Genomic DNA, 10,566 nt, shown 5'->3' with positions numbered 1-10,566 from the left:
GTGCCGATTTTATCAGCCGACATGACATCCGCTGCGGGAGTCGGGGCGCGTCTGCCCATCTGGTGCAAAAGGGAAAGCCACCTTGGTGGCAAGACTCCAATGGGCACCCATTCCCCCGTCGCATGGTGCAGTCCACCCACGTTGTGGGGTGTGGCTAAGCTTACTCACGCTGCAGTTGCTTGCGCCTCAGCTTTGGCGTAGCGCCCCGGTGAAACGCCCACAAGTCGGGTGAAGGCGACACCGAAGGCGCTGACCGAGCTGTAGCCCACACGCTCTGCAATCTCGGCGATGGGAAGCGCGCGTTGTCGCAGCAGTTGCTGGGCTATGGCCATGCGCCAGGTCTGCAGGTAGTCCATGGGGGTGATGCCCACCGTGCGGCTGAAGCGGTCAAAAAATGCGGAGCGCGACATGGCCGCCTCGCGCGCCAGTTGGGCCATGTTCCAGGGCGCTGCGGGTTGCGCATGCATGCTGCGCAGCGCCAGTGCCAGTTTGGGGTCCGACAAACCGCGCACCAGGCCCGGTGATGCCGCTGTGCTCGCGCTGGACCGAAACGCCTCTATCAGCAGCACCTCCAGCAGGCGCGCCATCACGATGTCGCGCGCAGGCCGGTCGGCGCGGGTCTCGTCGCCCAGCAGCTGCACCAGGGTGGCAAGGCGTGGCTCATTGCGCACATGCACCCACTGCGGCAGCAGCGGTACCAGCAGCGCAGCGTCGGGCGAGCCCAGCACGCAGTTGCCCACCAGCATGCGCACGTCTACCGCGCCATCCGGGTCGCCCACGCGCGCACCGCCCGGCATGGGCGCGATGGGCGTGTTCACCGCCTCGCCCGCGCGGGGCGGCGGCCGGTCCAGGCTGGAGGTCGCAAAACTGCGTGCGGCGGGAATGAGCGCAAAGTCGCCCGCGTTCAGGGTCATGGTGTCGCTGCGGCCGGGGCCGTCTACTGTCAGCTGGCAACTGCCCTCCAGCACCACACAGTAAAACGGCTGGCCCAGCTCGGTGCGGCGCACCGCCCAGGGGGCCGACGCCACCACCATTTTGGAGAATGGCGCACCAGGCTGCAACAACGAAACGACTTCTGCCAGTGGATCAACCATATTGGACTATCTCTACAAATAAGCGGTTATTTAAGCATAGTTAGTACGGCTTTAGGCCCGTATCGTACGCAACTCTTATCCAAGGAGTTGTTCATGTCTGCCGTTCACACCGCTATCCCCACTGTTCTCATCACCGGTTGTTCCTCAGGCTTTGGCCTGGAGACAGCACGTTACTTTCTCGACCAAGGCTGGCGCGTGGTGGCCACCATGCGCACTCCGCGTGAGGACTTGTTGCCCGCCTCGGACCGGCTGCGCATGCTGGCGCTGGACGTGACCGATGCCGACAGCATCCGCCGCTGTGTGGAGGAGGCCGGCCCCATCGACGCCCTGGTCAACAACGCCGGAGTGGGCCTGCTGGCACCAATGGAAGGCGTAGCCATGCCCAGCGTGCGCGAGATCTTCGAGACCAACACCTTCGGCACCATGGCCATGACGCAGGCCGTGCTGCCGCAGTTCCGGCAACGGCGTGCGGGTGTGGTGGTCAACGTCACCTCCAGCGTCACGCTCAAACCGCTGCCGCTGCTGTCGGTCTACACCAGCAGCAAAGCGGCGGTGAATGCGTTCACCGAATCCTTGGCACTGGAGTTGGCGCCCTTCAATGTGCGCGCCCGGCTGGTCTTGCCGGGGCGTGCACCCAGCACCAGCTTTGGCGCCAACGCCCGCCCCCGCATGGCCAGCAGTACCCACCCGGCCTATGCCGACTTCATGCAAAGTGTGTTCGCTGGCATGGGCGACGCCGCCGCGCCGGTGACACACACGCAGGATGTGGTGCAAGCGGTGTGGCGTGCGGTGACAGACCCTACGGCCCCCATGGGCATCCCGGCAGGGGCGGATGCGATCGCTTTGGCGCAGCCCTGATTGCTATCAAAACAGAAGCTGCTTGCGCAGCTTCCACGGGGACTGGAGGCCTATTTGACTTGTGATTGCACTACTGTCCGGTAAATTTCCCTGAAGTATCAGAACAGCTCCGCCTGACGCTGCACCTGTTCAATCTCATCTGCGTCGAGTGCGTTGCTCACCATCCGTGACAGAGATATCTTCTCGAACATATTGACCTCCACCAAGTGCAAGAAGTTGCGCAGCGATATTTGGGATTGAAACGGCTTGTGGGCGATCAAAGCCATGAGATACGTACACACCGCAATCCAGATTTGTGACTTCACAGCGTTCAGGGAATTGCCAAAGAAGTGCTTGACGCTCAAGTTCTGCTTGAGCCACTTGAAGAACAACTCTACCTGCCAGCGCTGCTTGTTGATAGCGGCAATCAGTAGTGTCCCAACGTTCTCACATCAGGACTTCGTAAGTTAATGATTTGCTTGCAGAATTCGACATTCCGGTCTGGTCTCGATTTGAACGTCGAGCGTCAGACTTGTGGCCTTTTGCGCGAGAGCGCGAAGGGCCGGTATGCACCAAGGCAAGCTCGTGTTTTCTCAGCTCATGGCCTATCTGCCCATGAGCACCTTTCGCAGGTGTGTGGCCAAGCATCGGGGCGACCACAAGGTCAAAGATTTCTCGTGCCTGGACCAGTTCTTCGCCATGGCCTTTGCGCAACTGACCTACCGGGAGTCCCTTCGCGATATCGAAGTCAACCTGCGGGCGCAAGCCAATCGGCTTTACCACATGGGCTTTCGCTGCTCTACGATTTCGCGCAACACACTGGCCAATGCGAATGCCACTCGTCCATGGCAGATTTACGCCGACTTTGCCCAACACCTGATTGGCATGGCCAGACCGCTGTATGCCAAGGAGCCACTGGGAATCGACCTGGATGCGGCCGTTTATGCGTTCGACGCCAGCACCATCGACTTGTGTCTGTCGTTGCATCCGTGGGCACCGTTTCGCTCCACCAAGGCCGCTATCAAGCTGCACACCTTGCTGGATCTGCATGGCTCCATCCCCAGCTTCATTCACATCACCGATGGCAAGACCCACGAGGTCAATGTGATGGACGACTTGGTGCTCGAAGCCGGGGCCTTCTACCTGCTGGATCGCGGGTATCTGGACTTCAAAAGGCTGTATGTCATTCATCAGGCCCAGGCCTTCTTCGTGACGCGTGCCAAGAGCAATACCCAGTTCAAGCGGCGCTACTCCAACCCCGTGGACCGCAACACCAGCAACGTCATCTGCGACCAGATCGGCGTGCTCACGGTTTTCTACTCCAGCAAGGATTACCCAGCCGCTTTGCGCAGGGTTGTCGTCAAAGACGAAACCGGCAAGCGCATCACGTTTCTGACCAACAACTTCGCCTTGAAACCCGAACTCATTGCCGACCTGTATCGCCAGCGTTGGAAGGTCGAGTTGTTCTTCAAATGGATCAAGCAGCACTTGCGCATCAAGGCTTTTTTGGGTACCAGCGAGAACGCCGTGAAGACGCAAATTTGGATCGCGGTGTGCACCTACGTGCTGATCGCCATAACAAAGAAACGTCTGCATCTTGAGCATCACAGCCTTTACGAAATCCTACAAATCCTGAGCCTGACCATGTTTGAACAAACCCCAATAAATCAACTACTTACACCACCCTCAGCGGATTCAGATCTGAGTTCCGAGCCTCAACAGCTCGTTCTCCTCTGAAAAACGTTGGGACACTACTGAGCGGCAATAGTCAATGCAGACAAGTCCAGTCGGTTGGTCAGCAACACCAACTCCAGACAACTCACCGCGTCATAGAAGCGTACCCGGCGCAACGGTTCGGGATAGCCCTTCTTGGAGCGCTCCCCAGTCAACGTAATCGTCTGATCTGAGTACACGCCGACCTTGGTATCAGGGGGATTGGCGTGGACGCAATTGAAGCTCAAATTGTCTTTGGCACGAACCACGAAACTGCATTCACGCTGCACCAGCATGTACAACCGGGCAAAGTCCATATAGCCCCGGTACAGCACCACAATGGAGCCTTTGGGCAGAGTCAAACTGTTTCAAATCGCCGGAATCGCAAATCATCTGGGAACCCGCGCCCAGTCTAGGTTTTGACTACTTTGATGGAAAATTTGCCGGACAGTAGTGATAACTGAAGTAGTCAACGTTCACCCGGCATGGGTCTGTCGCGCACGGGCCATCTCCGATTAAAATAAAATTGGTTGCAACCTGTCCAGCCTGGCAGGTGCCTGACGGCTGCAGCGCTCCAGAACACCTTCCCCACCTTTCCAAGCCCATGAGAACATTCATTTCGATTTTTGCTTTGGCCTTTCTGTCCAATGCAGCCTTTGCGCAGGCCAGCAAATTTGAGGGTCTCAACGTTGGCGTGGGGTTGGCGTATGTCCAGCCAAAAATCACCGAGAAAGACAGCGTTGGCGGCCATTACACATGGAATAACGCTGACATGATTCCCCAGTTGAGTCTCACCTACAACTTCTCGCTCACCGACAAATGGCTTCTGGGCGTCGGCGGAAGCTACGATCTGAGCCAATTGAACGCTGGAACAACGCGGGGATTGTCAGGTTTGGTCAAAGCTACCCTGGACGATCACTCTTCAATCTATCTGCAGCCGACATTTGCGCTGGACGACAAGTCTGCAATCTATGCAAAGGTGGCTTACCACGAAGTCAAAGTAGAGACGGTGGGTGTCGCCGGTGCGGGCTGGGTACCTGACCGATTCCGTACCAGCGGTTTGGGATACGGCGTCGGCTACACCAGGCTCTTCGGCAAGCACGTCTTCGTTCAGGGCGAGATTCAAATGGTCGCCTATGACGACAAGCGCCTGGTGGTTGGCGGTGTGACCGCCGTGTATTCCCTCCCGGAAGAAACCATCGCGCAGGTCACGCTGGGCTACAAGTTCTGAAGGTCCTTGCCTGATGCTCGGCCTATGACTCGGCAATGCGCCCGGTCTTGCGCAGGCCGGCCACCATCTGGTCGCGCCAACGGTTGTTGACGATGGCCAGCAGGCGCAATTTGCTATCAAAAAAGAAGCTGCTTGCGCATATTCCACGGGGGCTAGCGGCCCATTTTTTCACAGCGCGTTGACCGAAGGCAGCAAGCCCGCCAGGTGCTTGCGCCCCAGCAGCGTTAGGCGTGTTCGCCCTCATGGCTGTGCAGCCCGCTGCGCCGTCAATCCCCGGTGGGGTTTGCTTCAGGGCTGTTGTCGCGTAGCGCGGCCCACGTCAGCAACGCATCCAGGGCGGGGCACAAGGCCTGCCCCCAATCGGTGAGCCCATATTCCACCTTGGGCGGCACTTGGTGGTGCACGATGCGCCGCACCACGCCGTCCGTCTCCATTTGCCGCAACTGCTGAATCAGCATCTTTTGCGAGATGGCGGGTATCAGGCGCTCAAGGTCTGAGAACCGCTGCAGCTTGCCGCCAAACAAATGGAACAGGATCACCAGCTTCCAGCGCCCCTCCAGAATTTTCAGCGCCTGCTCCACCCCATCGGCGGCAGTGGTGGGGGTCCATTCTTTTTCCATATCGGGCAAACCTTTCAGTAAGTACCTTACTTTTTCGTGTGTACTTGTTCTTTACGGAGTTTATTTCGATACTGCGGGCTCATCAACTCCACCGTCAAGGAAACCCCACCATGAACCCCATCGACCAGTACTTCGCAGCTGACCAAAGTGACCCGGATGCCTTTACCCACTGCTTCACTGCCAATGCCGTGGTCAAAGACGAAGGCCACACCTACACGGGCTTGGCCGCCATCCAGCTATGGAAAACCGAATCGTCCAAAAAGTACACTTACACCAGCGAGCGTCTGGCGGTTGACGAGAAAGACGGCAAGACCATCGTCACCAACCGGCTGACTGGCAACTTTCCCGGCAGCCCTGTAGACCTGCGTTTTTTCTTCGGCCTCGAAGGTAACAAAATCGCCTCGTTGGAAATCACGCTATGAGCTTCCAACTTGAGCTGCAAGGGCGTAGGGCCCTCGTCACAGGCGGTACCAAAGGTGTGGGCGCAGCGGTGGTGGACGTGCTCCGCGAAGCTGGCGTCACCGTCATGACCACCGCGCGGTCTGCACCGGGCGCCTTGCCGGAAGGCGTGCTCTTTGTACAGGCCGATCTTTCCACGTCTGCTGGCTGCGCCGCGCTGGCCACGGCAGTGCAGCAGCAGTTGGGCGGCATCGACATCGTGGTGCACGTGGTGGGCGGCTCCAGCGCGCCAGCGGGGGGCTTTGCCGCATTGGACGACGCTGAGTGGTCCAATGCCATCGAGCAAAACCTGATGGCCGCAGTCCGCATCGACCGCGCGCTTTTGCCACAGATGCTTGCGCAGCGCTCTGGCGTTGTCATTCATGTCACATCCATCCAACGCGAGCTGCCGCTGCCGGAGTCCACCACGGCCTACGCTGCCGCCAAGGCCGCACTGTCGGCCTACAGCAAAAGCCTGTCGAAGGAAGTGGCGCCCAAAGGGATTCGCGTGGTGCGTGTGTCTCCGGGTTGGATAGAGACCGAAGCATCTGTGCGGTTGGCGCAGCGCCTCGCGGCTGACGCGGGCACCGACTACGAAGGCGGCAAAAAAATCATCATGGATTCGCTGGGCGGCATCCCCCTTGGGCGGCCCGCCAAGCCGAAAGAAGTGGCGGACTTGATCGCCTTCCTGGCCTCCCGGCGCGCTGCGTCCATCACCGGCACGGAGTACGTCATCGACGGCGGGACGGTCCCCACGGTTTGAACCCAGGCGACGCTAAAGCTTCTTGTTCGCGGGTCGCTTGGTTTTGCTATCAAAACAGAAGCTGCTTGCGCATATTCCACGAGGTCTAGAGGCCAATTTCATTCATAACGCGTTGACCGAAGGCAGCAAGCCCGCCAGGTGCTTGCGCCCCAGCGGCGTCACTTCCAGCGCGCGCTCGCCGTCATGGCGGCGCAGCCAGCCGTGTTGCAGGCAATGCGTCAGCAGCGCTTTGGGCAGCTTGCCTGCCATGTGGTCGCGGCGTTCGGACCAGTCCAGGCAGCGGTAGGCCACGCGGGTGGAGGGCGGGGCCTTCTCCAGGCCATCCACCGCAAAGCCCAGCGCGCCTAAGCCCGCCGTGCCCTGTGCTGTGAGCAGGTAGCAATCGCTCGCCGGGGCCAGCCATTCCTTGGACAACAGCTGCGAAAACATCTCCACACCCAGCTGCCCTGCCAGGTGCCCGTAGCAGCAGCGCGCAAAGCGCAGCCGCTGGCGCGTGGGGTTGGCCCAGGCGGCGGTGTGGGTGCGGCGCTCGGCCATCAGCGCCAGCGCCTCCAGTGCGTGGGCCACCTCGTCGTCGGCTAGCTTGTAGTAGCGGTGCCGCCCGCGCTGCTCGCACACCAGCAGCTCGGCCGCCATCAGCTTGCCCAGGTGACCGCTGGCCGTGGCTGGCGATACAGACGCGGCCCGCGCCAGCTCCCCCGCGCTGGCGTAGTCGCCCGCCAGCAGATAGCTCAGCATGCGCGAGCGCGTGGCGTCGGCAATGACGGCGGCCACGCTGGCCAGCTTGGGTTCGTACGTGGGGTGAGTGGGCGCGGGGTTCATGCCGCCGCAATATAGCCCGTGGGTGGCTGCAGGTAGCTGGCGGGCACCGCCTGGGGGAAGGTGCGCTCTTCTTTCAAGATGAAGCGCTCGCGCTGCGCAAACGCAAAGTTGGCTTTGGCTTCATCGTCTGCCCGCAGGCGCTGGCGGTAGGCCTCATACGCCGCCAGGCTGGGGAAGGCGATGAGTCCCCACGCCTCGTAGTTGCTGCCCTCGTGCGGCACAAAGTAGCCCAGCAAATGCCCGCCAAGCCGGGGGATGATGCGCGCCCAGTTCTCGGCGTAGGTGGTGAACTGGTCTTTCTGGAAGGGGGCGATTTCGTAGCGGATGAAGCAGGTGATGGGCATGAAGGCTCCTCTGGATGGTGATGAGAAGAGTCTCAGAGGCAAATGCGGGTAATGCTTTGGTGGGTGACGAAATGATTCCAGCCACTGCGCATTTGACGTACCAGATGCATTGAAAGGACGAATGCTTGGCGGAATTGGGTTTTGCACTAGCCAGCGCCGCATGGTTTATCCTGTAAACCTAGTGTTGGTTTGGCACCAAAAGTCGCCTGGGTCTATAGATAGAAAGAAACCTCCATGCTTGAACTGGAACCGCTCTGCTTTTCATCCGAATGCCCTAGCCGGGCCTTGTTCGATCAGATCGCTGACAAATGGTCGATGATGGTGCTGGCCGTGCTGGATGATGGCCCGCAGCGCTTCAATGCCATCCGTCGTCGGCTGCAGGGTGTTACCCAAAAGGCGCTCACTCAATGTCTGCGTCGGCTGGAACGCAACGGCTTGGTGTCGCGAGAGGTGATTTCGCTTTCGCCGGTCGCGGTGCAGTATCGCGTCACGCCGCTGGGCAGCACCTTGCGCGAGCCGCTTCAGGCGCTGCACAAGTGGACGCTTGTGAAGCTGCCAGAGGTTGACGCCGCCCGGCAAACCTTCGACGCAACGGCAAGCGAAACGGCAAGTCCGGATGGACGGCTGCTCCATTTCATGGCCTGAGTGAGATGTCGGTCGACGCCGCCCTTTGGCGGCAGGTATCTTCAACCCTACTAGGGCGATTTGAAGTGCCTAGTTGACGTCAGGTTTCCAATGTATACCATTGGCTTTGTCTGCTCTTGGAGACGGACGGTGCGAACCGTCACCCTCCTTCATCGTGCTAGTTGGCGGACAAACATCAAATGGAATACCTGAGGAAATATGAAACATTCAAAGCTTTTAACCGCCGTGGGGAACAAAGAACTCACTTTCAAAAATCGGGTTTTCATGGCACCGATGACAAGAGGCCGATCCAAGGATCAAGTTGCGAATGACTTGACGGCAAGCTATTACGCGCAGCGCGCATCAGCGGGCCTTATTTTTACGGAAGGCACCCAGATCAGCGCCCAAGCGGTCGGATGGACGAATACCCCCGGTATCTATACCCCCGAGCAGATTGCGGGCTGGAAGAAGGTGACACAGGCTGTCCATGAAGCCGACGGCCTCATATTCGCCCAACTCTGGCATACCGGCAGAGCCTCTCACCCCGATTTCCATGGCGGACAACTACCGGTCGCCCCATCGGCAGTGCCATTCAATAGCCAAGCGTTTACGCCAGAAGGCGTCAAACCGTCTGTGATGCCACGCGAACTGACCATCGATGAAATCAAGGCCACTATTGCAGACTACGAAAAAGCAGCACAGTCTGCCAAAGACGCAGGCTTTGACGGTGTGGAGGTGCACGGCGCCAATGGGTACTTGCCCGCCCAGTTTCTGGAGGACGGCCCAAACAAGCGAACCGACGAATATGGCGGCACCATTGAGAAGCGGGCTCGCTTCCTTCTTGAGGCTACGGACGCTGCCATCAAGGTCTTTGGCCCAGAGCGTGTCTCGGTCAGGCTGTCGCCGCGCATTCCGTACAACGACATGGGCGACTCGAATCTTGAACAGACCTACATGTTCGCAGTGGAGGCGCTGGAAAAGAAGAAGGTCGGGATACTGCACTTCATGGAACCTGCAGCCCTTCCAGAAGGTGTGAAGTTATTGGCGCCAGAGGCTCGCAAGCGCTTCTCAGGGCTTCTTGTGCTCAACGTTGGCTATGACCAGAAGTCTGCAGAACAGGCACTGCAAACCGGCCTTGCCGACGCCATCACTTTTGGCACGCTGTTTATAGCCAACCCGGACCTGCCGGAACGCTTCCGCGTAAACGCGCAGCTGGCCACTGCGGACACCGCAACCTACTACAGCGGTTCCGAAAATGGCTATACAGACTACCCGCCGATGGCCTAGTCCACAAAGTGCGCACGCATGCCACTACAAAATTGTAGCTGCCTGCGCATATTCGGCGGGGGCTACGACGTCCCCCAAGATCTGAATAGCAGCTAACCCTGGAGTCCAATCTCATACGACGGGAGTTTGGACGTGACAAAGCGATTTACAGAAAAGCAGATCATTGTCTTCCCGCGCAAAGGCTTATGCGTCACGGCCAGGGCCGCCCCTTATGGTGCTGGAAAACCTGGCCCTCGGTGAGCTGCAGCCGCTGCACCTGGCCTTCCCGCCCAACCGGCATGTCAGCGCCAAGCTGCGGGTTGCGGGTGTTCACCGATTGGGTTGTGGCGCTGATGGCGCAGCACGCGCCCGTTCGCCAGCCGCTGCGCGTCTGATGATCAGTTCAGGTGCATGCAGGCCTTGCCGTTGTTAATCTGCATTGCGGTCATCGCCTTCCTTTGTGATGCATAGTCTGGTGCAACAACAAGGAGTGAAAGTCATGATCATCGTCATAGGCAGTGCCGTGGCCCGCGAAGACGCGGACGAAGCGATGCAGAAGCTGGCCGTCGAGCACGTATTGCGTTCCCGCACTGAGCCAGGGTGTGTGTCCCACGAGGTCAGCCGCGATGTGGCCCTGCCGCGCCGTTTTGTCTTCGTGGAACGCTGGGCCGATATGGCCGCACTGCAGGTGCACTTTCGCGTAGAGGCCTCGCGGCAGTTTGCAAAGACCATGGCCCAGCTATCGGATGGAAAGCTGACCATGGACATCTACCAGGCTGACGCAGTCTTCTGGCCGGGATACGGGTTTCAGGCC

General features: G+C 59.4%; 14 protein-coding genes and 1 pseudogene. 8 read left to right on the top strand and 7 right to left on the bottom strand.

Annotated features, from left to right (window positions below; genetic code table 11):
* Positions 1-164: 164 nt before the first annotated feature.
* Entirely contained in the window at positions 165-1,094 is a 930-nt protein-coding gene (locus tag U5O12_RS16470) for an AraC family transcriptional regulator (protein ID WP_322579691.1), read from the bottom strand.
* 93 nt (positions 1,095-1,187) lie between these two features.
* On the opposite strand from U5O12_RS16470, the gene U5O12_RS16465 reads away from it, so the two are divergent.
* The gene (locus U5O12_RS16465; RefSeq protein ID WP_322579690.1) at positions 1,188-1,952 is read left to right on the top strand and encodes an SDR family oxidoreductase; all 765 of its coding nucleotides are present in this window, start codon (positions 1,188-1,190) and stop codon (positions 1,950-1,952) included.
* Positions 1,953-2,214: 262 nt separating this feature from the next.
* On the opposite strand, the pseudogene U5O12_RS16460 reads toward U5O12_RS16465, so the two are convergent.
* Positions 2,215-2,359, bottom strand: a pseudogene (locus tag U5O12_RS16460) (transposase); the annotation flags it as partial.
* Positions 2,360-2,498: 139 nt separating this feature from the next.
* On the opposite strand from U5O12_RS16460, the gene U5O12_RS16455 reads away from it, so the two are divergent.
* A complete protein-coding gene (locus tag U5O12_RS16455) occupies positions 2,499-3,668 on the top strand; it encodes an IS4 family transposase (RefSeq protein WP_322576703.1) in 1,170 nt (389 codons plus the stop codon).
* 14 nt (positions 3,669-3,682) lie between these two features.
* On the opposite strand, the gene U5O12_RS16450 is transcribed toward U5O12_RS16455, so the two are convergent.
* Positions 3,683-4,006 (bottom strand): hypothetical protein, encoded by a 324-nt coding sequence (locus tag U5O12_RS16450; RefSeq protein WP_322579689.1) that lies wholly within the window; start codon positions 4,004-4,006, stop codon positions 3,683-3,685.
* 242 nt (positions 4,007-4,248) lie between these two features.
* On the opposite strand from U5O12_RS16450, the gene U5O12_RS16445 reads away from it, so the two are divergent.
* The gene (locus U5O12_RS16445; RefSeq protein ID WP_322579688.1) at positions 4,249-4,875 is read left to right on the top strand and encodes an outer membrane beta-barrel protein; all 627 of its coding nucleotides are present in this window, start codon (positions 4,249-4,251) and stop codon (positions 4,873-4,875) included.
* Positions 4,876-4,897: 22 nt separating this feature from the next.
* Here the strand turns inward: U5O12_RS16445 and U5O12_RS16440 are convergent, their stop codons facing one another.
* Positions 4,898-5,047 (bottom strand): hypothetical protein, encoded by a 150-nt coding sequence (locus U5O12_RS16440; protein ID WP_322579687.1) that lies wholly within the window; start codon positions 5,045-5,047, stop codon positions 4,898-4,900.
* A gap of 94 nt (positions 5,048-5,141) precedes the next feature.
* The gene (locus tag U5O12_RS16435) at positions 5,142-5,495 is read right to left on the bottom strand and encodes a helix-turn-helix domain-containing protein (RefSeq protein WP_322579686.1); all 354 of its coding nucleotides are present in this window, start codon (positions 5,493-5,495) and stop codon (positions 5,142-5,144) included.
* A gap of 110 nt (positions 5,496-5,605) precedes the next feature.
* Between U5O12_RS16435 and U5O12_RS16430 the strand changes: the two genes are divergently transcribed.
* Positions 5,606-5,917 carry a nuclear transport factor 2 family protein gene (locus U5O12_RS16430; RefSeq protein ID WP_322579685.1) on the top strand — a complete coding sequence of 104 codons (312 nt, stop codon included), beginning with the start codon at positions 5,606-5,608 and terminating at the stop codon, positions 5,915-5,917.
* Complete coding sequence (locus U5O12_RS16425) at positions 5,914-6,696, top strand: SDR family oxidoreductase (RefSeq protein ID WP_322579684.1); 783 nt, start codon at positions 5,914-5,916, stop codon at positions 6,694-6,696. Before U5O12_RS16430 ends, U5O12_RS16425 begins: the two co-directional genes overlap by 4 nt.
* A 102-nt stretch (positions 6,697-6,798) precedes the next feature.
* On the opposite strand, the gene U5O12_RS16420 is transcribed toward U5O12_RS16425, so the two are convergent.
* Positions 6,799-7,518, bottom strand: coding sequence for a helix-turn-helix transcriptional regulator (locus U5O12_RS16420; RefSeq protein WP_322579683.1), 720 nt, complete (start codon positions 7,516-7,518; stop codon positions 6,799-6,801).
* On the bottom strand, positions 7,515-7,862 hold the full coding sequence (locus tag U5O12_RS16415) for an NIPSNAP family protein (RefSeq protein WP_322579682.1): 348 nt from the start codon (positions 7,860-7,862) through the stop codon (positions 7,515-7,517). The genes U5O12_RS16420 and U5O12_RS16415 overlap by 4 nt, the downstream gene beginning before the upstream one ends.
* 234 nt (positions 7,863-8,096) lie before the next feature.
* On the opposite strand from U5O12_RS16415, the gene U5O12_RS16410 reads away from it, so the two are divergent.
* From U5O12_RS16410 to U5O12_RS16395, 3 genes are all read left to right on the top strand, one after another.
* Complete coding sequence (locus U5O12_RS16410; protein ID WP_322579681.1) at positions 8,097-8,507, top strand: helix-turn-helix domain-containing protein; 411 nt, start codon at positions 8,097-8,099, stop codon at positions 8,505-8,507.
* Positions 8,508-8,705: 198 nt separating this feature from the next.
* A complete protein-coding gene (locus tag U5O12_RS16405) occupies positions 8,706-9,773 on the top strand; it encodes an alkene reductase (RefSeq protein WP_322579680.1) in 1,068 nt (355 codons plus the stop codon).
* Between the two features lie 478 nt (positions 9,774-10,251).
* A partial coding sequence (locus U5O12_RS16395) for a putative quinol monooxygenase (RefSeq protein WP_322579679.1) occupies positions 10,252-10,566 on the top strand: 315 nt, incomplete at its 3' end.

Source organism: Rhodoferax sp. (assembly GCF_034519335.1).
Classification (GTDB): Bacteria; Pseudomonadota; Gammaproteobacteria; order Burkholderiales; family Burkholderiaceae_C; genus Allorhodoferax.
This window is presented reverse-complemented; position numbering and strand designations above follow the sequence as displayed.

Excerpts from the sequence above, each read along its gene's own strand:
- U5O12_RS16445 (WP_322579688.1), top strand. The coding sequence starts at position 4,249 with ATGAGAACATTCATTTCGATTTTTGCTTTGGCCTTTCTGTCCAATGCA.
- U5O12_RS16455 (WP_322576703.1), top strand. The coding sequence starts at position 2,499 with ATGCACCAAGGCAAGCTCGTGTTTTCTCAGCTCATGGCCTATCTGCCC.
- U5O12_RS16470 (WP_322579691.1), bottom strand. The coding sequence starts at position 1,094 with ATGGTTGATCCACTGGCAGAAGTCGTTTCGTTGTTGCAGCCTGGTGCG.
- U5O12_RS16405 (WP_322579680.1), top strand. The coding sequence starts at position 8,706 with ATGAAACATTCAAAGCTTTTAACCGCCGTGGGGAACAAAGAACTCACT.
- U5O12_RS16430 (WP_322579685.1), top strand. The coding sequence starts at position 5,606 with ATGAACCCCATCGACCAGTACTTCGCAGCTGACCAAAGTGACCCGGAT.
- U5O12_RS16415 (WP_322579682.1), bottom strand. The coding sequence starts at position 7,862 with ATGCCCATCACCTGCTTCATCCGCTACGAAATCGCCCCCTTCCAGAAA.
- U5O12_RS16410 (WP_322579681.1), top strand. The coding sequence starts at position 8,097 with ATGCTTGAACTGGAACCGCTCTGCTTTTCATCCGAATGCCCTAGCCGG.
- U5O12_RS16425 (WP_322579684.1), top strand. The coding sequence starts at position 5,914 with ATGAGCTTCCAACTTGAGCTGCAAGGGCGTAGGGCCCTCGTCACAGGC.
- U5O12_RS16420 (WP_322579683.1), bottom strand. The coding sequence starts at position 7,518 with ATGAACCCCGCGCCCACTCACCCCACGTACGAACCCAAGCTGGCCAGC.
- U5O12_RS16465 (WP_322579690.1), top strand. The coding sequence starts at position 1,188 with ATGTCTGCCGTTCACACCGCTATCCCCACTGTTCTCATCACCGGTTGT.
- U5O12_RS16435 (WP_322579686.1), bottom strand. The coding sequence starts at position 5,495 with ATGGAAAAAGAATGGACCCCCACCACTGCCGCCGATGGGGTGGAGCAG.